Consider the following 20,844-nt stretch of genomic DNA (forward strand, 5'->3'; position numbering starts at 1 on the left):
CCAGCGCGGCCCAGGCCCAGGCCTGCACGATGACGAAGAAGATGGCGCTGGCGGCGCCGAGCCGCCACAGCAGGCGACCATCACCGCCACCGCGCACGACCGCCGCGCTGCGCTGCAGCGCCACGCTGCCCGCCACCAGCAGCGAGGTGCTGAGCCAGAACTGCCAGGGCAGCGCCAGCGGATAGCCCTCGGCATCGGACAGGCGCATCACGTAGGCGACGAAGAACAGGCCGAACAGGCTGCAGACCACGGCCATGAAGACCCACAGCATCGTGCTCGCCGCCTCGGCGCGGCTGCCCGACTGGCGGGGCGCTAACGTTGCATTCAAGCTGACCGAACCGCTGCTCATGCCGGCGCCCCTCCATGCTGCGGATGCGGGCCGTGCTCGGGCATCTCATGCTCCACGCCCCCTTCGCCCGGCGGCGCCGTCTGCAAAATGAAATCTTCCTTCGCGCCCGGCACGCTGTAGGCATAGGCCCAGCGGTGCACCACCGGCAGCTTCGGCCCCCAGTTGCCGTGCACCGGCGGCGTGTCCGGCGTGGCCCATTCCAGCGAGGCGGCGCGCCACGGATTCGGCGAAGCCTTGCGGCCGTACTTGAGGCTCCACAGCAGGTTGAACACGAACACCAGCTGCACCACGCCGAGGATCAGCGCCACGATGCTGATGAACTCGTTGAGCTCCCAGGCCGACTGCGGGAAGGACTTGTAGCCGTCGAAGTTGTAGTAGCGCCGGGGCATGCCCAGCAGGCCCAGGTAGTGCATCGGGAAATAGATCAGGTAGGTGCCGAGGAAGGTCACCCAGAAGTGGAAGTGCCCCATCGCGTCGTTGAGCATCTTCCCGGTGATCTTCGGGTACCAGTGGTAGATGGCGCCGAAGACGACCAGCAGCGGCGCCACGCCCATGACCATGTGGAAGTGGGCGACGACGAAGTAGGTGCCCGACAGCGGGATGTCCACCGACACATTGCCGAGGAACAGCCCGGTCAGGCCGCCGCAGATGAAGGTGGTGACGAAGGCCAGGGCGAACAGCATCGGCACGTTGAGGTGGATGTCGCCGCGCCACAGCGTCAGCAGCCAGTTGTAGACCTTGATCGCGGTGGGCACCGCGATGATCAGCGTGCTGGTGGCGAAGAAGAAGCCGAAGTACGGGTTCATGCCGCTGACGAACATGTGGTGCGCCCAGACGACGAAGCTCAGCACGCCGATCGCCAGGATCGCCCACACCATGTTGCGGTAGCCGAAGATGCACTTGCGCGCATGCACGCTGATCAGGTCGGACACGATGCCGAAGGCCGGCAGCGCGACGATGTAGACCTCCGGGTGGCCGAAGAACCAGAACAGGTGCTGGAACAGCAGCGGCGAGCCGCCCTTGTGCTCGGTCACCTGGCCCAGCGAGACCAGCGCCGGCATGAAGAAGCTGGTGCCGATGCTCTTGTCCAGCAGCATCATCACCGCCGACACGAACAGCGCCGGAAAGGCCAGCAGCGCGAGGATGGTGGCGGTGAAGATGCCCCACACGGTCAGCGGCATGCGCATCAGCGTCATGCCGCGCGTGCGCGCCTGCAGCACCGTGGTCACGTAGTTGAGGCCGCCCATCGTCGCCGCGACGATGAAGATCGCCAGCGACACCAGCATCAGGATGATGCCCCAGTCATGCCCCGGCGTGCCGGGCAGGATGGCCTGTGGCGGGTACAGCGTCCAGCCCGCGCCGGTCGGCCCGCCGGGCACGAAGAAGCTGGCCATCAGCACGATCACGCTGACCAGGTAGACCCAGAAGCTCAGCATGTTGAGATACGGGAACACCATGTCCCGCGCGCCGACCATCAGCGGGATCAGGTAGTTGCCGAAGCCGCCGAGGAACAGCGCCGTCAGCAGGTAGATCACCATGATCATCCCGTGCATGGTGACGAACTGGTAGTAGCGGTCCGGGTTGATCCACTCGAAGTGGCCGGGGAAGCCCAGCTGCAGCCGCATCAGGTTGGACAGCAGCAGCCCGACCAGCCCCACCAGCACGGCGGTGCCGCCGTACTGGATCGCGATCACCTTGTGGTCCTGGCTCCAGACGTACTTGCCGATGAAGCTGGTGGGACCGGGGTGGTCGTGGTCCTCGTCGTCATGATCGTCGTGGTCGTGATGAACGTCAGTCGTCATAACTAGTTACCTTGGGCTTTGATGTAGGCGGTCAGGGCCTTCAATTCGTCATCGCTGATCTCGGTCTTGGGCATCACCGGCGGGAAGCCCTTGACGATGCGCGAGGCCGGCTCGTGGATCTCCTGCGCCACGAAGGCGTCATCCACCTTGGCCGACGATCCGTCCGCGAACTGCTGGGTGGAGCCGTACAGGCCCTTCCAGGTCGGGCCCACGCCGGGGCTGCCGTCCACCGTGTGGCAGGCGGTGCAGCCCTTGGCCTTGGCGAGCGACTGGCCGTTGGCGACGAGATCGCCGCTGGGCGCCGCGGCCGGATGCAGCGAGGCCTGCAGCGTCGGCTTGCTGCCGAGCCAGGCGGCGAACTTGGCATCGTCCTCGATGACCATGACGCCGCGCATGTTCGCGTGGCCCACGCCGCAGAGCTGGGCGCACATCGCCTCGTAGCGGCCTTCCTTGGTCGGCATGAACCAGTAGGTCGTCACCAGGCCCGGCACCATGTTCAGCCGCGCCCGCATCGGTGGCACGTAGAAGTCGTGCAGCACGTCCAGCGAGCGCAGCGCCATCTTGACCGGGCGGTAGTTGGGCAGGTGGATCTCGTTGCCGTCGATGATCACGTCGTCCTGGCCGGCCGGGTCGTCCGGGTCCACGCCCAGCGGGTTGGCCGGCGTGACGAAGCGGGCGTCGCTGTGGCCCAGCTTGCCGTCGGCGCCGGGCAGGCGGAAGCGCCATTGCCACTGGGTGCCGACCACCTCCACGTCCATCGCGTCGGCCGGCGGCTTGACGTAGGCCGCATAGGTCTCCAGCCCCGGCGCCAGCAGTGCGCCGATGCCCACCGCGGTGACCAGCGTCAGCCAGCGCTCCAGCTTGTGGTCGGTCGGCTGGTAGGCCACCGGCTCGTGCGCGCTGTCCTTGCCGGGCCGGCGGCGCCAGCGGATCAGCACGTAGATCAGGAAGAGATTCAGGACGACGAAGAAGATCCCCGTGACCTCGAAGGTGATCTGCAACGTCCGGTCGATCTCGCGCCAGTTCGAGGCCAGCGCCAGCGGCTGCCAGGGGCTCAGGAAGTGGAATACCAGCGAGGCAAAGACCATCACGATCAGCGCAATGGCAATGAGCATGCTTGTTGTCTCCTCAAGGCGCGGGCGGGACTCGCGCCAGCGAGTCCGCCCGTTCGTTTCTTCTTCTGGTCAGTCGTTGCGCGGGCGCGCGAACTTCCAATAGACCATCGCGGCCGTCATGCCGAACACGAAGTGCTCGCAGAAGTAAGCCCCGCTTCGGAGCTCGGCCACCCAGGGGAAGACCTGGGTCATGATGTAGAAGTTGAAGAAGTACAGCAGCATGCCCAGCACGCCGCCGACCACCTCCAGCACCGGCAGGCTCCCCTCGTAGTGGAAGCCCGTGACCACGTAGGCCACGATGCAGCCGAACAGGATGCCGAGGCCGTAGTGGGTGAGCAGCGCGACGGCGACGATGCCGATGTCGAAGGCGTTGGTGTTGCCGGCCAACGCACCCGGGCCCAGCACCATGGCCGCGACCAGGTGCGAGGTGTGCCAGGGGTTGACGCGCAGCATCAGCGTCGTCCAGAGCAGGTCGATGACCATGGCGACCGCTCCGGCCACCAGACCCGATACCACTGCCGCTGCCCAATCGGGCTTGCGGCTGACCCATCGATGGGACTGCACCTCAAGTTCCATGACCACCTCGCTGAGGAGTTGACAAGAAAACTGTTTGCTGAGGGCCAGGTGTTGCTACAGCGGGGCGGGTGGGCTCGAGATCCTTCCGAGTCGCTCGCCGGGCGAAGGCGCCATGCCGAACTGTCCCCGTTATAACCTGTCCCTAACGCGGGAATCAAGCGGGTTAACGAACGGGGGTCAGGAGTCGACGTAACTCGTTACTCGAGCGGATCAGCCGAAGGTGAAGGCATGGGCGCGCACGCCGGGGTCGAGGAACTCGATCTCGAACAGGCGCGGGCGGGTCTCGTCGCGCGACTGGCGGACCAGCTGGTAGAGCCGGTGCGCGTCGACCGTCCCGAAGCCCTCGGCATCAGTGTCGCTGCCGTGGTCGGCGCCGGGCGGCATGCCGTCGATGCGCACGCGAAAGCGCACCGGCTTGCCGCCGCGCGCCGGGCCCAGCACCAGGTGCAGGTCGCGCGCGCGGAAGCGGTAGGCGATGCGCCCCGTCGGGCTGTCCAGCTCAACCTGCTCGGCCTGGGCATGCCAGTTGCCGGCCAGCGTCCACTGGTTGAGCGCCAGGCTGCGCGCGTCCGCGCCCGCCACATAGCCTTCGGCGCGGGCGGTGCCCAGATAGGTCTCGTCGGAGGACGGCTGGCGCGGCGCGGCCGCGGCCTGCGTGCCCTCGCCCTGCGGCGCCACCAGGTCCGACGGGACCTGCTGGCGCCCCGCCTCGCGCAGGAGCTGCTGGATCATCCTCTCGGCCTGGTCGTAGCGGCCTTCGCCGAGTTGCTGCCCGCGGATGCGGCCGTTCGCATCGACGAAGAAGAAGCTCGGCCAGGCCCGCGTGCCGAAGGCCTTCCACAGCGCGTACTCGCTGTCCACCGCGACTGGATAGTCGATGTGCAGGTCGCGCACGGCGCGCTGCACATTGGCGGTCGAGCGCTCGAAGCTGAACTCCGGCGTGTGCGCCCCGATCACCACCAGGCCGTTGGGGCCGTACTTCTGCGCCCAGGCCCGCACATAGGGCAGCGTGCGCAGGCAGTTGATGCAGGAGTAGGTCCAGAAATCCACCAGCACGACCTTGCCGCGCAGGGCCTGGGCCGTCAGCGGGGGCGAGTTGATCCAGCCGGTGGCGCCGTCCAGCGCGGGCAGGGGCTCGGAGGACGCGGCCGGGCCGGCGAGGCTGACGGCGGCGAGGAGCGCGACGGCGAGTGCGCCGAAAGGTGCGGCAAGTGAGCGGGGCAGCATGGGGCGGTCCGGGCGTCAGTCAGCGATGTTGAGCGTCACGTCGATATTGCCGCGCGTCGCCTTCGAGTACGGGCAGGTGGCGTGGGCCGCATCGACCAGCTCGCGGGCCTGCGCCGCTTCGAGGCCGGGCAGGCGCACGTTCAGCCGGGCCTGCAGGAAGTAGCCGCCCTCGCCGGTGCCCAGGTCCACCTCGGCGGCCACGGACACATCCTTCGGCAGCGCGAGGCCACGGGCGCGGGCGGCATGGCCCATCGCGCCGATGAAGCAGGCCGACCAGCCGGCCGCGAACAGCTGCTCGGGGTTGGTGCCCTCGCCGCGGCTGCCGGGCGGGCTCAGCTTGAGGTCGAGGCGGCCGTCGTCGCTGCGGGCGCTGCCGTCGCGGCCGCCGTGGGTCTCGGTGCGGCCGGTGTAGAGAACGGTGTCGATACGGGACATGATGGAAAAGCTCCTGTTGAGGGTGGGAAGAAAACAGTCAGAGACGGGTGACGTCGATCACGGCCTGCGCGAACTCGCGCGGCGCTTCCTGGGGCAGGTTGTGGCCGATGCCGCCGGTGAGCAGCCGGTAGTCGTACTTGCCGGTGAACTTGCCGCGGAAGGCCGCATCGCCGACCGCATGGGGCGCGCCGTTGGCATCGCCTTCCATCACGATCGTCGGCACGCCGATGCGCGGGCCGGTGGCCAGGCGCTGCTCCAGCGCGTCGTAGCGGCGCTCGCCGTCCACCAGGGCCTGGCGCCAGCGGTAGTTGTGGATGACGATGTCCACATGGTCCGGGTTGTCCAGCGAGGCGGCGCTGCGCTGGAAGGTGGCTTCGTCGAAGGCCCACTTGGGCGAGGCGGTCTGCCAGATCAGGCGGGCGAAGTCCTTGCGGTTCTTCTCGTAGCCGGCGCGGCCATGCTCGGTGGCGAAGTAGAACTGGTACCACCAGGCGTACTCGGCCGCCGGCGGCAGCGGCGTGGCCTTGATCGCCTCGCGGTTGCCGATCAGGTAGCCGCTGACGGACACCAGACCCACGACGCGCTCGGGGAACAGCGCCGCGATGATGTCGGCCGTGCGGGCGCCCCAGTCGAACGCGGCGAAGACCGCCTTGTCGATGCGGAGCGTGTCCAGCAGCGCGACGATGTCCAGCGCCACCGCGGCCTGCTGGCCGTTGCGGAAGGTGTCGGCGGAGAGGAAGCGGGTCGTGCCGTGGCCGCGCAGGTGCGGCACGATCACGCGGTAGCCGGCCGCGGCGAGCAGCGGGGCCACTTCGACGAAGGCATGGATGTCGTAGGGCCAGCCGTGCAGCAGCACCGCCACCGGGCCGTTGGCCGGGCCGAGTTCGGCGTAGCCGATGTTCAGCAGGCCGGCGTCGATCTGCTTCAGCGGGCCGAAGGAACTCGTCGCCGCCGCGGCCAGCGCCGGGCGGGTCAGCGACAGCGCGGCCATCGCACCCAGGCCAAGGGCGCTGGCACCGAGGAAGCTGCGGCGGGTCTGTGTCATGGTCTTCTCTCCTGGGAACGTGTTGTCGATGTCGAGATGGTCGCGGCGGCGCCCAAATCGAACAAGAGCAACTAAGATCACACTTCGTTGCCATGCCGGCAACGTAACGGGTTAGTTGAGCGTCGTCATGAGAGAGATCAACCAGCAGCGCCTGCGCTACTTCCGGGAAGTCTTCGAGCAGGGCACGATCCGCGGCGCGGCCGACGCGCTGAACACCGCGCCCTCGGTGATCACGCGGCAGATCCGGCTGCTGGAGGAGGAGCTGGACTCCCGGCTGTTCGAGCGCGAGGCGCGCGGCGTGCGGCCCACCGAGGCGGCGCACCACCTGCTGGAGTTCTGGCGCGGCTACCGCTCACACCAGGAGCAGCTGGAGGAGCGGCTGCAGGCGATCAAGGGCCTGCAGCTGGGCCAGGTGAAGCTGGCGATCAGCGAGGGCTACGTGGACGTGCTGGTGGAGCAGGTCCTGAAGGACTTCTGCACCCGCTACCCGAAGATCGAGATCGCGATCGACATGTTCTCAATCGAGGGCCTGCTGGCCGAAGTCGCCGAGGGCCGCGCCCATATCGGCCTGGCCTACAACCCGCCGCCGCACGAGCAGATCGCCTGGCGCGCCAGTTCGCCGCAGCCGATCGTGCTGCTGGTCCGCCCGGACCATCCGCTGGCCGGCAGCAGCTCGATCAGCGTGCGCGAACTGGCCGAGCATCCGCTCGCGCTGATGCCCTCGTCCTTCGGCACCGGCAAGGCGGTGGAGATGCTGGCCTTCACCGACAACCTGGACATCCGGCCGGTGCTGACGACCAACTCGGTGAACGCCTTGAAGCGCCTCGTCGCCACGGGCCGCTTCGCCTCGCTGATCGGCGAGTTCGCCGCGCGGCGCGAGCTGGATGCCGGCGAGCTGGTCACGGTGCCCATCGACCATCCCGTCTTCCACACGACGCAGGCGCGGCTGATCACCAAGGCGGGAAGGCCGCTGGGCGCGGCGGGCGAGGAACTGCTGGCCTGGATCCTTCAGCGCATGAAGATGTTCAGCGCACCGGCAGCGCCGTCTCGTACTTGACCTCGCGCAGAACCACATTGCTGCGCACGCTGGCGATGCCCGGCAGCTTGAAGATCTGCTGCTGCAGCAGCTGGTCGTAGGCCTTCATGTCGGCGACGACGATCTTCAGCACGTAGTCGGCCTCGCCGGTCGTCGCGTGGCATTCGATGATGTCCTCGCAGCCGGCCACCAGGCGCTCGAACTCGTCCACCGCGTTCTCGCCGTGCCGCACCAGGCTGACGTTGGCCAGCACGCAGATGTTCAGGCCCAGCTTCTCGCGATCCGCTAACGCCACGTATCGACGGACCACGCCGCTGTCCTCCAGCTCCTTGACGCGGCGCCACACGGGGGTGGCCGAGAGACCCACGCGCTCGGCCAGCTGCTGCGTGCTCTGGCGGCTGTCGGCCTGCAGGGCCTCGAGGATCTGGCGGGTGGCGCGGTCGAAACGATCGTTTTCCATGATTGGCATCCTTGAGATAAATTTTCTCATGGAGCCCAGTGCAGCATCGCGTTGAGCAAACAAACTCTTCGGTCGCTGACGAAAAATCACTGCTTTCCCAGTCCTCCAGGAGACGCGCATGCAGTTGCGTGACTACAAGCTCGCCGACAACCTCGCCGCCGACAGCGGCGCCGTCTTCCTCACCGGCACCCAGGCCCTGGTGCGCCTGCTGCTCGCGCAGAAGAAGTTCGACGAGCGGGCCGGGCTGAACACCGCCGGCTTCGTCTCCGGCTACCGCGGCTCGCCGCTGGGCATGGTGGACCAGCAGCTGTGGAAGGCGAAGAAGTTCCTCGACGCCGCCCGCATCGACTTCCTGCCCGCGATCAACGAGGACCTCGCCGCCACCGCCTGCCTGGGCGTGCAGCGCGTGGCGCTGGACCCGAAGCGCACGGCCGATGGCGTGTTCGCGATGTGGTACGGCAAGGGGCCAGGTGTTGACCGCTCCGGCGACGCGCTGAAGCACGGCAATGTGTACGGCACCAGCAAGACCGGCGGCGTGCTGGTCGTCTGCGGGGACGACCACGGCTGCGTCTCCTCCTCCACGCCGCACCAGAGCGACCTCGCGCTGCAGGCCTGGAGCATGCCGGTCGTGCACCCGGGCAACGTGGCCGAGTACCTGGAGTTCGGCCTCTACGGCTGGGCGCTCTCCCGCTTCTCGGGCGCCTGGGTGGGCTTCAAGGCGATCTCGGAAGTGGTCGAGTCCGGCATGACGGTGGACCTGGACGCGGTGCCGCTGGACTTCGAGCTGCCGGTCGATCACCAGCCGCCGACCGACCTGCACATCCGCCAGGTCGACCTGCCCTCGCTGGAGCTGGAGTCACGCCTCGCCCACAAGCTGGACGCGGTGCGCGCCTTCAGCAAGCTGAACTCGATCGACAAGCACATCGTCACCAGCCCCGCCGCCACGCTGGGCATCGTCACCGTCGGCAAGGCGCACTACGACTTCATGGAAGTGCTGCGCCGGCTGGAGCTGGACCCCAATGCGCTGTCGGCCGCCGGCGTGCGGGTCTACAAGGTGGGCCTGGTGTTCCCGCTCGAAGCCACGCGGATGGCGGAGTTCGCCCAGGGCCTCACCGACATGCTGGTGATCGAGGAGAAGGCCCCGGTCGTCGAACGCCAGATCAAGGAACTGCTCTACCACCTGCCCGATGCGCAGCGCCCGCATGTGATCGGCAAGACCGATGAACACGGCAAGGCGGTGCTGAGCGCCCTCGGCGAGCTGCGTCCCTCGCGCATCATGTCGACCGTGGCCGACTGGCTGGCCCGGCTGAACCCGGCGCTGGACCGCCGCCATCTGGTCGTCGACTTCCTCACCCCCTGCCTGCTTTCCAACGAGGCCGACGGCGTGCGCCGCCAGCCCTACTTCTGCTCCGGCTGCCCGCACAACACGTCGACGAAGCTGCCCGAAGGCTCGCGCGCGCTGGCCGGCATCGGCTGCCACTTCATGGCGAGCTGGATGGAGCGCGGCACCTCGGGCCTGATCCAGATGGGCGCCGAGGGCGTGGACTGGGCCGCGCACTCGCGCTTCACGACCGAGAAGCACGTGTTCCAGAACCTCGGCGACGGCACTTATTACCACTCCGGTTACCTGGCCATCCGCCAGGCCATCGCCGCCCGCACCAACATCACCTACAAGATCCTCTACAACGACGCGGTGGCGATGACCGGCGGCCAGCCGGTGGACGGCCAGACCAGCGTGCCGCAGATCGCGCGCCAGGTGGAGGCCGAGGGCGTGAAGAAGCTGGTGGTCGTCTCGGACGAGCCGGCCAAGTACCAGGGGCACGAGGCGCAGTTCCCGCCGGGGACGACCTTCCATGATCGGTCCGAGCTCGATGCGGTGCAGCGCGAGCTGCGCGAGATCGAGGGCGTGACGGTGCTGATCTACGACCAGACCTGTGCCGCCGAGAAGCGCCGCCGCCGCAAGAAGAAGGAGTTCCCGGACCCGCCGAAGCGCATCTTCATCAACGAGCAGGTCTGCGAGGGTTGCGGCGACTGCGGGCAGGCGTCGAACTGCCTGTCCGTCGTGCCGGTGGAGACCGACTTCGGCCGCAAGCGCGCGATCGAGCAGTCCTCCTGCAACAAGGATTTCTCCTGCGTCAACGGCTTCTGCCCGAGCTTCGTCTCGGTGCATGGCGCGCAGCTGAAGAAGAAGGCCGGCGCGAGCTACACGCCCGCCGACCTGGCTCGAGAAACAGCCGCCATCGGCATGCCCGCGCAATGGGACTGGACCGGCCCCTTCGACATGCTGGTCACCGGCGTCGGCGGCACCGGCGTCGTCACGGTCGGCGCGCTGGTCTCGATGGCGGCGCACCTGGAGGGCAAGCAGAGCTCGGTGCTGGACTTCATGGGCTTCGCGCAGAAGGGCGGCGCGGTGCTGTCCTTCGTGCGCGTGGCGCCGACGCAGGATCTGCTGAACCAGGTCCGCATCGACACCCAGCAGGCCGACGTGCTGCTGGCCTGCGACATGGTGGTCGGCGCCAGCGCCGATGCGCTGGGCACGGTGAAGCCCGGCCGCACGGTGATCCTGGCCAACACCCACGAGCTGCCCACCGCCACCTTCGTGCGCAACCCCGACGCCAGCCTGCACGCGCCCTCGCTGCTGGCGAAGATGCAGCATGCGGTGAACGACGAGGCGCTGCTCTCCACCATCGACGCGCAGGCGATCGCTCAGGCGCTGATGGGCGACACCATGCCCAGCAATATCGTGATGCTGGGCGCCTGCTGGCAGCGCGGCCTGGTGCCGCTGTCGCATGCGGCGCTGATGAAGGCCATCGAGCTGAACGGCGTGGCCGTCGAGGGCAACAAGACCGCCTTCGCGCTGGGCCGCCTGGCCATCGCCGCCCCCGAGGCACTGAAGCGCCTAGCCGGCGAGAAGACGCAGGCGGTGGTGCAGTTCATGAACTTCGACGGCAACCTGGACGAGCTGATCGCCCGCCGCGTGCAGCACCTGAGCGCCTACCAGGACGCCGCTTATGCGCAGCGTTATGCGGCGCTGGTGCAGCGCGTGCGCGAGGCGGAGGCCAAGCTGGTCGGCGGCGAGAAGCTCGCCAAGGCCGTGGCCCGCTACTACGCCAAGCTGCTGGCCATCAAGGACGAGTGGGAAGTGGCGCGCCTCTACACCGACGGCACCTTCGAGAAGGCGATGAAGGACCAGTTCGAGAACTGGGAGCGCCTGTCCTTCCACATGGCCCCGCCGCTCATCTCCAAGCCGGGCCCGGACGGCCGCGCGAAGAAGGTCGAGCTGGGCAGCTGGACCTTCAAGGCGCTGAAGCTGATGGCGAAGTTCAAGGGCCTGCGCGGCACGGCGCTGGACATCTTCGGCAAGACCGAGGAGCGCCGCATGGAGCGCGCGCTGATCGCCGAGTACGAGGCGCTGGTGGACGAGCTGCTGGCGAACCTGAAGCCCGGCAACATCGACACCGCCGTCAAGCTCGCCCGCCTGCCCGAGCAGATCCGCGGTTATGGCCATGTGAAGCACGCCAACGTCGTGACGGCGCGCGCCAAGCAGAAGGACCTGCTGGACCTGTTCCACGGCCGGCGCGAGGCGGCTTCGATGGCGCCCGCGGCGCCGGCGATCCGGATCAAGAGCGTGTCGGAGCTGTGAGGGCGCATATTGCCCCGCCGTTAGCAAAAGCAAAGCCCATGGACAAGCCGGCCGGCCCGAGGCAATCTGCCGGCCATGCCGGCGCCTAACTCCAAGACTCGACGCATCCTCGTCTGCGGGGCGATCCCCGCCCTGCTGCTCGCCGCCTGCTCGACGACGCCCCCGGCGCCGCCCGAGTTCCGCAGCGATGCCGGCCTGTACCGCGCAGTCAACCGCATCGGCTGGGGCGCCACCCAGGCGCAGCTGGACGAGGCGCAGCGCGCCGGCTGGGCCCGCTATGTCGACCAGCAGCTGAAGGCCGACCCGAAGGCGCCGCTGCCGGCGGCGGCGCAGCAGCAGGTGGATGCGATGTCCATCTCGCAGCGCGGCATGGCCGAGCTGGTGCAGGAAGTGACGGAGCTGCGCAAGGCCCAGGAAGTGCCGGTGCCCACGCAGATGGAGCTGCAGCGCCGCCGCCAGGCCTACCAGGCGGCGCTCAACCTGCCGGCCCGCGAGGCCGCCGAACGCCAGGTGCTGCGCCAGCTCTACTCGCAGCAGCAGCTGCTGGAGCAGACGGCCTGGTTCTGGTTCAACCATTTCAACGTGCACCAGTACAAGCGCGAGGTGCGCGTGCTGCTGCCGGACTACGAGGAGCACGCGCTGCGGCCGCAGGCGCTGGGTTCCTTCCGCACGCTGCTGGGCGCGGTGGCGCGCCACCCGGCCATGCTGCGCTACCTGGACAACGACCAGAACGGCCTGAACAAGCCCAACGAGAACTACGCCCGCGAGCTGCTGGAACTGCACACGATGGGCGTGGACGGCGGCTACACGCAGGCCGACGTCCAGGAGCTGGCGCGGGTGCTGACCGGTTTCTCGGTGCGCACCGATCCGAACCCGCCGAAGTTCAATGCCAGGCTGGCGCCGCTGTACGTGCGCGAGGGGCTGTACGAGTTCAACCCGGCCCGCCACGACTTCGGCGACAAGGTGCTGCTGGGCCACACGATCAAGGGCCGCGGCGCCGCCGAGCTGGACGAGGTGCTGGACCTGCTGGTGGACCAGCCCGCCACCGCCCGCTTCATCTCGCACAAGCTGGCCGTCTACTTCCTGGCCGACCAGCCACCTCAAGCCGTGGTGGACCGCATGGCCGCCCGCTTCCACGAGACCCATGGCGACATCGCCGCCACGCTGCGCGAGCTGCTGCTGGCGCCGGACTTCGCCTCGGCCGCGCTGAGCAAGTTCAAGGATCCGCAGCACTACCTGATCTCCGGCCTGCGCGCGGTGTACGGCGAGCAGGTGATCGCCAACGGCCAGCCGGTGCAGGCCTGGCTGCGCCGCCTCGGCCAGGGGCCTTATGACAAGCTGACGCCCGACGGCTATCCGCAGATGGCCGAAGCCTGGAACAGCCCGGCGCAACTGACCACCCGCTTCGAGCTGGCCCGCCAGATCGGCGCCGGTGCGCCGGCGCTGTTCAAGGGCATGGCCGCCGCGCCCAAGCCGGCGCTGGCCGACGGCGCCCTCTACCGCCAGACCCTGCAGGCCCAGCTGAGCCCGGCCACCCGGTCCGCGCTGGCCGAGGCCGGCGGCAACGTGCCGCTGTGGAACGCGCTGCTGCTCAGCGCCCCCGAATTCATGCTCCGCTGAGGTAACCCCTTATGCAAAGACGCTCACTCCTCGGCCTGGGCCTCGGCCTTGCAACGTCCACCCGCCTGTTTGCCGCCGCCAGCGCCGACCGGCCGCGCTTCCTGCTCGTGTTCCTGCGCGGCGGCTACGACGCCGCCAACCTGCTGGTGCCGGTCTCCAGCGACTTCTACTACGAGCAGCGCAAGACCATCGCGATCGCCCGCGAGACCGCGCTGCCGCTGGGCGAGCGCAGCGACTGGGCCTTGCATCCGGCCCTGCGCGAATCGGTCTGGCCGCTGGCCCAGCAGGGCCAGGTCACCTTCATCCCCTTCGCCGGCACCGACGACCTCACCCGCAGCCACTTCGAGACCCAGGACAGCATCGAGCTGGGCCAGCCGCCCAGCGGCCCGCACGACTCCGGCTTCATGAACCGCCTGGCGGCGGAGCTCGGCGCGGCCCAGGCACTGTCCTTCACCGAGCAGTTGCCGATGTGCTTCGTCGGCCCCGAGCGGGTGGGCAACGCGACGCTGCGCGACGGCGCCGGCAAGTCCGGCATCGATGCAAAGAGCCGCGCGCTGCTGAGCCGCATGTACCAGGGCCAGGCGCTCGCGCCGCAGGTCGAGGCCGGCTTCGCGCTGCGCGACGAGCTGGCGCGCGAGCTGGCGCCCGACCCGGCGATGGACCGCATGGATCGTGAAATGAAGGCCGCCAACCGCAACGCGATCAGCACCAAGGGCTTCGAGGGCGAGGCCCGTCGTATCGCGCGGCTGATGCGCTCGCGGGTGCAGCTGGGCTTCGTCGACGTGGGCGGCTGGGACACCCACGTCAACCAGGGTGGCGCCAGCGGCGCGCTGGCCAGCCGCTTCCAGGAGCTGGGCCAGGGCCTCGCGGCCTTCGCCGACGAACTCGGCCCCGAGGCCTGGCAGCAGACCACCGTGATGGTGATCAGCGAGTTCGGCCGCACCTTCCGCGAGAACGGCAGCCGCGGCACCGATCACGGCCACGGCAGCGTCTACTGGCTGCTGGGCGGTGGCCTCGCGGCCAATGGCGGCGTGGCCGGCGAGCAGGCCGAGGTGTCGGCCCGCGGGCTGTTCCAGAACCGCGACTATCCGGTGCTCAACGAGTACCGCGCGGTGCTGGGCGGGCTGTGGCGGCGGCAGTTCGGGCTGTCCGACGCGGCGCTGGCCCGCGTGTTCCCGGGGGCGAAACCCCGTGACCTTCAGCTGATCTGAACATCGCAGGCACAATGGCGGGCTTAGCCCCCTTGTCCATGCGCCGCTTCGCCCTCGCCCTCCTGATGCCGCTGCTGATGCTGCTTTCGCAGCAGGGCGCAGCCTGGCACGAGATCGGGCACTTGTCGTCGAAGCAGGGCAGTTCGCAGCAGGAACGCAAGGACGATCCGGCCGACAAGCTCTGCGCGGTCTGCCTGTCCTTCGCGCACCTGGCGGCTACGACAGCGCCCGAGTTGCCGAAGCTGCTGCTGGCCGATGCCGCCCATGTGCAGACCTCGGCCCATACTTTCGCCTCGCTGAATGCCGAGGCGCTGGCGCCGCGCAGCCGCGGCCCGCCTGTCCTGATCTGAATCCCCTTTGTCCGTCGTCGGGCCGCATCAAGCCGGCCCGGCTGCGCATTGCCATTCAGATTTCAGACAGAACAAGACCATGCCCAACATCCGTCCCAGCGCCATCGCGCTGTCCATCGCCCTCGCCTATCCGCTGGCCGGCCACGCCGCCGACGGCAGCACCACGCCCACCAACGAGTTGCAGAAGGTCGAGGTCACCGGCACCCGCAGCAAGCTCGACGCCGCGCGCAACGGCCTCTCGCCCGACACCGGCAGCAGCATCACCCGCATCAGCAAGGACGACATCGCCGCGCTGCCGCAGGGCGAGAACACGCCGCTGAACCAGGTGATCCTGCAGACCCCCGGAGTCGTGCAGGACTCGTACGGCCAGCTCCATGTGCGCGGCGACCACGGCAACGTGCAGTACCGCATCAACGGCGTCGTGATCCCCGAGTCGATCAGCGGCTTCGGCCAGGCGCTGGAGACCCGCTTCGCCGACCGGCTGAACATCCTCACCGGCGCGCTGCCGGCCCAGTACGGCTACCGCACCGCCGCCATCGTGGACATCACGACCAAGGGCGAGAACGAGCAGCAGGGCGCCGGCAGCGTGGGCGTCACCGTCGGCGGCAAGGGCACGCTCCAGACCAACCTGGAGCTCAACGGCACCGTCGGGGATTTCAGTTACTACCTGACCGGTTCCTACGAGCAGAACAAGCTGGGCATCGAGAACCCGACCGATTCGACCAACGCGCTGCACGACCAGACCCACCAGGGCAAGACCTTCGGCTACCTGAGCTATGTGCTCGATGCCGACAGCCGCATCACCGCGATGTTCGGCACCACGAACAACCGCTTCCAGATCCCCAACGTTCCGGGCCAGACGCCGGACTTCACGACCGACGGCACGCCGGCCAAGGACTCGGCCACGCTGGACGCCAACCAGCGCGAGACCAACCGCTTCGGCGTGCTGAGCTACCAGGGCTCGGCCGGCCTGTCGGTGGACTACCAGGTCTCGCTGTTCCACCGCACGACCGACGTCCACTACCGGCCCGACGCCGTCGGCGACCTGCAGTACTACGGCATCGCCGCCGACATCGTGCGCCGCAACGTGGCCGACGGCATCCAGGCCGACATGAGCTGGCGCCTGAACTCGTCCCACACGGTCCGCGCCGGCCTGTTCGGCCAGCACGAGAAGGTGTCCTCGGACAACGACGCCTGGGTATTCCCCGCCGATGCCGACGGCAACCAGACCAGCGGCGTGCCCATCAACATCCAGGACGGCGGCCGCCTCACCGGCGACACCTGGGGCGCCTACCTGCAGGACGAGTGGAAGCTGAGCCCGGCGCTGACGATCAACTACGGCCTGCGCTACGACCAGGCCAAGACCGTCGTCAACGAGAGCCAGCTGAGCCCGCGCCTGGGCCTGGTCTGGAAAATCACGCCGGAGCTGGACTTCCACGCCGGCTACGCACGCTACTTCACGCCGCCTCCGACCGAGAAGATCGACACCACCTCGGTGCAGAAGTTCCTCGGCACCACCAACGCCCTGCCCTCCGACGCCAACACCGCCGTCAAGGCCGAGCGCTCCAACTACCTGGACGCCGGCTTCGCCTGGGCCGCCACCGACACGCTGACGCTGGGCATCGACGGCTACTACCGCGACATCAAGCACCTGCAGGACGAGGGCCAGTTCGGCAACGCGCTGATCTACTCGGCCTTCAACTTCGCCCGCGGCCGGATCTATGGCCTGGACCTGTCGGCCAACTACAAGGACAAGTCACTGTCGGGTTACTTGAACCTGGGACTCACCCATGCGCGGGCGACGCAGATCGAGACCGGCCAGTTCAACTTCGACGCCGACGAGCTGGCCTTCATCCAGCAGAACTGGGTGCACCTGGACCACGAGCAGAAGCTCTCGGCCTCGGCCGGCGCCAGCTACCGCTTCGCCAACGGCGTGGCCTTGAGCGGCAGCGCGCTGTACGGCAGCGGCCTGCGCGACGGCTTCGCCAACACCGAGCACCTGCCGGGCTACACGACGGTCAACGCGGACGTGTCCAAGACGATCGACTTCGGCGGCGCCATGGGCAAGGTGGAGACGCGCCTGTCGGTGGTGAACCTGTTCGACCGCACCTACCAGCTGCGCGACGGCACCGGCATCGGCGTCGGCGCGCCGCAGTACGGGCAGCGCCGCACGGTCTACCTGGGGCTCACGAAGAGCTTCTGACCGGTCAGTCCTCGAGCGGCTGGCCCTTGTCGAAAACAATGCGCCAGCGGCCCGGCCCCTCGAGGCGCCAGATCGAGTTGAAGCGGGCGATCGGCCTGCCGTCCGGGTCGCGGACCAGGCCAGTGCTGAGCGCCAGCGAACCCGAGGCGAGCACCTCGACGGCGTCGGGCTCCCAGGAGAACGGCGCCCTCGCCCCTTCGAAATAGCCTGCCCAGCCCTGCAGCACCGCCGCACGGCCCCGCAGCGGCGCCTTGCCGCCGAAGAACACCGCCTCGTCGGACACCGATTCGCCGAAGGCCTTCAGGTCGCGCCGCGCCATCGAGGCGGCGAAGGCCCGCTCGGCGGCGAAGACATCGTCCTGCGGCGACGCAGCCTGCACCGAGGCCGACAGCGCCAGGATCACAACCCCTTGAAGGGCCCGGTGGACAGCCATTGGACGATCTGCTCCTGCCGGTCGTTGCCCCAGAAGGGCTCGCCGTCGATGATGAAGAACGGGGCGCCGAACACGCCGGCGGCGGTGGCGACCTCGTTCGCGGCCTTCAGCGCGTCCTTCCATTTCGGATCGGCCCAGGCGGCCTCGGCGGCCTGCGCATCGAGCCCGCTCTGCTCGGCCAGCGCCTTCAGCTGCGCGGCATCGTTCAGCGCGACGCCGCGCGTGAAGTAGGCGCGCAGCGCGGCGCGCGCCCAGGCCACCGCGCGCGACGGGTCTTCCTCGTTGAGCCACCAGAAGATCCGCGCCGCGTTGTGCGTGGCGATCGGGAAGGGCTCGGGCTGCGTGTAGGGCAGGCCGGCAAAGCGGGCCGAGCGCTCGAAGTCGCGCAGGATGTAGTCGCGCTTGACCGGATAGTCCACCGGCGGCTTCAGGCCCGCCGGCTGGAACAGCACGCCCAGCATCACCGCATGCCACTGCACGCGCCGGCCGTGCCGCGCGGCCACCGCATTGATCCACTCGGAGGCGATGTAGGAGTACGGCGACGAGAAGTCGAAATAGAACTGGATCGGCGCGCGCTGCGCGGCACTGCGATCGGGAAGGAGAGAGTCGATCATGATGGGCGAACGGTAGTCCAAATGGCGCTTCACCGCACCCGGATTTGCGCGGAGTATGCTGGCCTGTTCTGGAGGATCGAGCGATGGCCAACACACGGATCGAACGCGACAGCATGGGCGAAATGGAAGTCCCGGCCGACGCGCTGTACGGCGCGCAGACGCAGCGCGCGATGCACAACTTCGAAGGCATCGGCGGCCCGATGCCGGAGCGCTTCATCGCCGCGCTGCTGCTGGTCAAGGCCGCGGCGGCGCGCGCCAATATCGCGCTGAAGCTGCTGACGCCGGAGATGGGCGGCGCGATCGAGAAGGCCGCGATGACGATGGTGCGCGAGGGCGGCTTCATGGCGCACTTCCCGGTGGACGTGTTCCAGACCGGCTCCGGCACCAGCAGCAATATGAACGCCAACGAGGTGCTGGCCACGCTGGCCTCGCGCGCGCTGGGCACGGCCGTCAGCGCCAACGACCACGTCAACAACGGCCAGAGCAGCAACGACTCCATCCCCTCGGCGCTGCACATCTCGGCCGCACTGGCGCTCCACAAGGAACTGCTGCCCGCGCTGCGCGGCCTGGTCGACGCGATCCGCGCGAAGGCGAAGACCGACGGCCACCATGTGAAGACCGGCCGCACCCACCTGATGGACGCGATGCCGGTCCGTCTGGATCAGGCCTTAGGTGGCTGGGCCGCGCAGCTGGAAGCACAGATCGCCCAGCTCGAAGGCCTGCAGCCGCGCATCCAGGCGCTGGCCCAGGGCGGCACCGCGGTGGGCACCGGCATCAACGCGCATCCGGACTTCGCCGCACGCTTCTGCGCCGAGCTGTCCGCGCTGACCGGCCTGCCATTCACCACCGCGCCCGACTTCTTCGCCGCCATGGGTTCGCAGGACGCGGCCGTGGCGCTGTCGGGCGCGTTGCGCGGCCTGGCCGTGACGCTGATGAAGATCGCCAACGACCTGCGCTGGATGAACTCCGGCCCGCTCGCCGGCCTGGCCGAGATCGAGCTGGAGGCGCTGCAGCCGGGCTCCTCGATCATGCCCGGCAAGGTCAACCCGGTGATCCCGGAGGCGGTGGCGATGGCCGCCGCGCAGGTGATCGGCCATGACGCGGCCATCGCGATCGCCGGCCAGAGCGGCAACTTCGAGCTCAACGTGATGCTGCCACTGGTGGCGCACAACCTGCTGGCGCAGCTGCACCTGCTGGCCCGCACCAGCGAGCTGCTGGGCACGCGGGCGATCGCCACCTTCAAGGTCAACGAGCCCGCGCTGCAGGCCGCGCTGGCCCGCAACCCGATCCTCGTCACCGCGCTGAACCCGGTGATCGGCTACGCCAAGGCCGCGGCCATCGCCAAGCGGGCCTATGCCGAGGGGCGCCCGATCCTCGACGTGGCGGCCGAGGACAGCGGGCTGGACCGCGCGAAGCTGGAGCAGTTGCTCGATCCCGCGACGCTGACGCGAGGCGGGCTCTGACGATGAAGCGATGGACGATCGCCAGCGCCCTGCTGCTGGCGCTGGCCTGTACTGCCGTTGTTGCTGGCACCGCCACGGCGCCCGAGCCCCTGCCCACCGAGGCCTTCGCCCGCCTGCCACGCCTGGCCGGCTTGCAGCTCTCGCCGGACGGCCAGCGCTTCGCCGGCCTGCTGAACCAGGACGAGCGCACCGCCCTCGTCGTGCGCGATCTCGCCGGCGGCCGGATGAAGGCGCTGCTGGTCACCGACAACAAGGTGTTCACCTTCAACTGGGTGCACTGGGCGCATGACGACCGCCTGGTGGTCAGCCTCAAGTACCCCTCGCGTCGCGGCCACGTGGACACCTCCGAGACCCGCCTGCTCGCGATCAGCCCCGCTGGCGGCGAGCCGCTGAACCTGGTGAAGGCCGCCTTCTTCAGCCGCGAGCGCAACCAGCAGATCCAGGATCGGGTGATCGACTGGATGCCGGACGACGGCCACCACCTGCTGCTGCAGTTGCAGGAAAGCGCGCAGGCGATCGAACCCGGCGTCTACCAGGTCGATGTCGACACCGGCCAGCGCCGCCTGGTGCAGCGCGCGATGAACGACGTGATGGAGTGGACCGCCGACGCACAGCACCGCGTGCGGGTGGCCCTGGCGATGAGCAAGGGCGGCGAGTTCTCGGTGCGCGTACGCGAGCCGGACGGCCAGGACTGGCGCACGCTCTGGACCTTCGGCCTGCACGACGACAAGGCCGTCTGGCCGCTGGGCTTCGGCCGCGATCCGCAGCAGCTCTATGTGCGCGCCGAGCACGCGGGCCGCATGGCCGTCTTCGCCGTGCGCCTGGACCAGCCCGGCCTGCCGCGCCGCCTGCTGCTGGCCCATGCCGATCGCGACGTCGGCGGCGAGCTGCTGCATGCGCCGGCCAGCGGCGAGGTGCTGGGCCTGCGCACCGCCTCGCAGGAGAACGACGACGGCGAGGTGCGCAGCGAGCTGTGGGACGCCGGCTGGCAGGCCCAGGCCAAGGCGATCGACAAGGCGCTGCCCGAACGCTACAACCGCCTGCACGACATCAGCCGCGACGAGACCCGCTACCTCGTCTACAGCAGCGGCAACGGCAGGCCCGGCGAGTACTACCTCGGCGACCGCAGGACCGGCGACCTGGTGCTGCTGGGCGAAACCTATCCGGAGCTGTCGGCGGAGCAACTGGCCGGCAAGCATGCCGCCAGCATCCGGGCCCGCTGCCCGCGCTGCGCGGCCTGGTCGACGCGATCCGCGCGAAGG

At 68.9% G+C, this 20,844-nt stretch carries 17 protein-coding genes and 1 pseudogene; 8 read left to right on the top strand and 10 right to left on the bottom strand.

Annotated elements, in window-relative coordinates; all coding sequences use genetic code 11:
* From B0W88_RS18035 to B0W88_RS18065, 7 genes and pseudogenes are all read right to left on the bottom strand, one after another.
* Nucleotides 1-349: pseudogene (locus tag B0W88_RS18035) on the bottom strand (hypothetical protein); the annotation flags it as partial.
* The gene (gene ctaD / locus B0W88_RS18040; protein ID WP_077036028.1) at nt 346-2,151 is read right to left on the bottom strand and encodes a cytochrome c oxidase subunit I; all 1,806 of its coding nucleotides are present in this window, start codon (nt 2,149-2,151) and stop codon (nt 346-348) included. The pseudogene B0W88_RS18035 and the gene ctaD, both read right to left, overlap by 4 nt.
* A gap of 2 nt (nt 2,152-2,153) precedes the next feature.
* The gene (locus B0W88_RS18045) at nt 2,154-3,266 is read right to left on the bottom strand and encodes a cytochrome c oxidase subunit II (RefSeq protein ID WP_077036029.1); all 1,113 of its coding nucleotides are present in this window, start codon (nt 3,264-3,266) and stop codon (nt 2,154-2,156) included.
* Nucleotides 3,267-3,335: 69 nt separating this feature from the next.
* On the bottom strand, nt 3,336-3,749 hold the full coding sequence (locus B0W88_RS18050) for a hypothetical protein (RefSeq protein WP_233151760.1): 414 nt from the start codon (nt 3,747-3,749) through the stop codon (nt 3,336-3,338).
* Nucleotides 3,750-4,052: 303 nt separating this feature from the next.
* Nucleotides 4,053-5,069, bottom strand: coding sequence for a thioredoxin family protein (locus B0W88_RS18055; RefSeq protein WP_077036031.1), 1,017 nt, complete (start codon nt 5,067-5,069; stop codon nt 4,053-4,055).
* Between the two features lie 15 nt (nt 5,070-5,084).
* Nucleotides 5,085-5,504, bottom strand: a complete 420-nt coding sequence (locus B0W88_RS18060; RefSeq protein ID WP_077036032.1) for an organic hydroperoxide resistance protein — start codon at nt 5,502-5,504, stop codon at nt 5,085-5,087.
* A 37-nt stretch (nt 5,505-5,541) separates the two neighbouring features.
* Nucleotides 5,542-6,549: an alpha/beta fold hydrolase gene (locus B0W88_RS18065; RefSeq protein ID WP_077036033.1), complete on the bottom strand. Its 1,008-nt coding sequence runs from the start codon at nt 6,547-6,549 to the stop codon at nt 5,542-5,544.
* Nucleotides 6,550-6,676: 127 nt separating this feature from the next.
* Between B0W88_RS18065 and B0W88_RS18070 the strand changes: the two genes are divergently transcribed.
* Nucleotides 6,677-7,606: a LysR family transcriptional regulator gene (locus B0W88_RS18070; protein ID WP_077036034.1), complete on the top strand. Its 930-nt coding sequence runs from the start codon at nt 6,677-6,679 to the stop codon at nt 7,604-7,606.
* Here B0W88_RS18070 and B0W88_RS18075 read toward each other — a convergent pair.
* Complete coding sequence (locus B0W88_RS18075) at nt 7,575-8,045, bottom strand: Lrp/AsnC family transcriptional regulator (protein ID WP_077036035.1); 471 nt, start codon at nt 8,043-8,045, stop codon at nt 7,575-7,577. The two genes, B0W88_RS18070 and B0W88_RS18075, sit on opposite strands and share 32 nt — an antisense overlap.
* Nucleotides 8,046-8,130: 85 nt before the next feature.
* Between B0W88_RS18075 and B0W88_RS18080 the strand changes: the two genes are divergently transcribed.
* From B0W88_RS18080 to B0W88_RS18100, 5 genes are all read left to right on the top strand, one after another.
* On the top strand, nt 8,131-11,688 hold the full coding sequence (locus B0W88_RS18080; RefSeq protein ID WP_077036036.1) for an indolepyruvate ferredoxin oxidoreductase family protein: 3,558 nt from the start codon (nt 8,131-8,133) through the stop codon (nt 11,686-11,688).
* A gap of 75 nt (nt 11,689-11,763) precedes the next feature.
* The gene (locus B0W88_RS18085; RefSeq protein ID WP_077036037.1) at nt 11,764-13,308 is read left to right on the top strand and encodes a DUF1800 domain-containing protein; all 1,545 of its coding nucleotides are present in this window, start codon (nt 11,764-11,766) and stop codon (nt 13,306-13,308) included.
* An 11-nt stretch (nt 13,309-13,319) separates the two neighbouring features.
* Nucleotides 13,320-14,519 carry a DUF1501 domain-containing protein gene (locus B0W88_RS18090; protein WP_077036038.1) on the top strand — a complete coding sequence of 400 codons (1,200 nt, stop codon included), beginning with the start codon at nt 13,320-13,322 and terminating at the stop codon, nt 14,517-14,519.
* Nucleotides 14,520-14,533: 14 nt separating this feature from the next.
* Nucleotides 14,534-14,869 carry a DUF2946 family protein gene (locus B0W88_RS18095; RefSeq protein ID WP_369973905.1) on the top strand — a complete coding sequence of 112 codons (336 nt, stop codon included), beginning with the start codon at nt 14,534-14,536 and terminating at the stop codon, nt 14,867-14,869.
* Nucleotides 14,870-14,948: 79 nt separating this feature from the next.
* Complete coding sequence (locus B0W88_RS18100) at nt 14,949-17,072, top strand: TonB-dependent receptor (protein WP_077036040.1); 2,124 nt, start codon at nt 14,949-14,951, stop codon at nt 17,070-17,072.
* Between the two features lie 4 nt (nt 17,073-17,076).
* Here B0W88_RS18100 and B0W88_RS18105 read toward each other — a convergent pair whose 3' ends face one another.
* On the bottom strand, nt 17,077-17,475 hold the full coding sequence (locus B0W88_RS18105; protein WP_233151761.1) for a DUF4440 domain-containing protein: 399 nt from the start codon (nt 17,473-17,475) through the stop codon (nt 17,077-17,079).
* Nucleotides 17,472-18,119, bottom strand: coding sequence for a 2-hydroxychromene-2-carboxylate isomerase (locus tag B0W88_RS18110; protein WP_077036043.1), 648 nt, complete (start codon nt 18,117-18,119; stop codon nt 17,472-17,474). The genes B0W88_RS18105 and B0W88_RS18110 overlap by 4 nt, the downstream gene beginning before the upstream one ends.
* Before the next feature lie 83 nt (nt 18,120-18,202).
* Here B0W88_RS18110 and B0W88_RS18115 point away from each other — a divergent pair, with 83 nt between their 5' ends.
* Both B0W88_RS18115 and B0W88_RS18120 read left to right on the top strand, forming a co-directional pair.
* Nucleotides 18,203-19,582: a lyase family protein gene (locus B0W88_RS18115; protein WP_077036042.1), complete on the top strand. Its 1,380-nt coding sequence runs from the start codon at nt 18,203-18,205 to the stop codon at nt 19,580-19,582.
* A gap of 2 nt (nt 19,583-19,584) precedes the next feature.
* A partial coding sequence (locus tag B0W88_RS18120; protein ID WP_198937866.1) for a hypothetical protein occupies nt 19,585-20,844 on the top strand: 1,260 nt, incomplete at its 3' end.

This window comes from Pelomonas sp. KK5 (assembly GCF_001984095.1).
Lineage (GTDB): Bacteria > Pseudomonadota > Gammaproteobacteria > Burkholderiales > Burkholderiaceae_C > KK5.

Coding starts and splice junctions, on each gene's coding strand:
- B0W88_RS18060 (WP_077036032.1), bottom strand. CDS start 5,504: ATGTCCCGTATCGACACCGTTCTCTACACCGGCCGCACCGAGACCCAC.
- B0W88_RS18090 (WP_077036038.1), top strand. CDS start 13,320: ATGCAAAGACGCTCACTCCTCGGCCTGGGCCTCGGCCTTGCAACGTCC.
- B0W88_RS18045 (WP_077036029.1), bottom strand. CDS start 3,266: ATGCTCATTGCCATTGCGCTGATCGTGATGGTCTTTGCCTCGCTGGTA.
- B0W88_RS18055 (WP_077036031.1), bottom strand. CDS start 5,069: ATGCTGCCCCGCTCACTTGCCGCACCTTTCGGCGCACTCGCCGTCGCG.
- B0W88_RS18075 (WP_077036035.1), bottom strand. CDS start 8,045: ATGGAAAACGATCGTTTCGACCGCGCCACCCGCCAGATCCTCGAGGCC.
- B0W88_RS18100 (WP_077036040.1), top strand. CDS start 14,949: ATGCCCAACATCCGTCCCAGCGCCATCGCGCTGTCCATCGCCCTCGCC.
- B0W88_RS18065 (WP_077036033.1), bottom strand. CDS start 6,549: ATGACACAGACCCGCCGCAGCTTCCTCGGTGCCAGCGCCCTTGGCCTG.
- ctaD (WP_077036028.1), bottom strand. CDS start 2,151: ATGACGACTGACGTTCATCACGACCACGACGATCATGACGACGAGGAC.
- B0W88_RS18085 (WP_077036037.1), top strand. CDS start 11,764: ATGCCGGCGCCTAACTCCAAGACTCGACGCATCCTCGTCTGCGGGGCG.
- B0W88_RS18115 (WP_077036042.1), top strand. CDS start 18,203: ATGGCCAACACACGGATCGAACGCGACAGCATGGGCGAAATGGAAGTC.
- B0W88_RS18110 (WP_077036043.1), bottom strand. CDS start 18,119: ATGATCGACTCTCTCCTTCCCGATCGCAGTGCCGCGCAGCGCGCGCCG.
- B0W88_RS18070 (WP_077036034.1), top strand. CDS start 6,677: ATGAGAGAGATCAACCAGCAGCGCCTGCGCTACTTCCGGGAAGTCTTC.
- B0W88_RS18095 (WP_369973905.1), top strand. CDS start 14,534: ATGGCGGGCTTAGCCCCCTTGTCCATGCGCCGCTTCGCCCTCGCCCTC.
- B0W88_RS18050 (WP_233151760.1), bottom strand. CDS start 3,749: ATGGTCATCGACCTGCTCTGGACGACGCTGATGCTGCGCGTCAACCCC.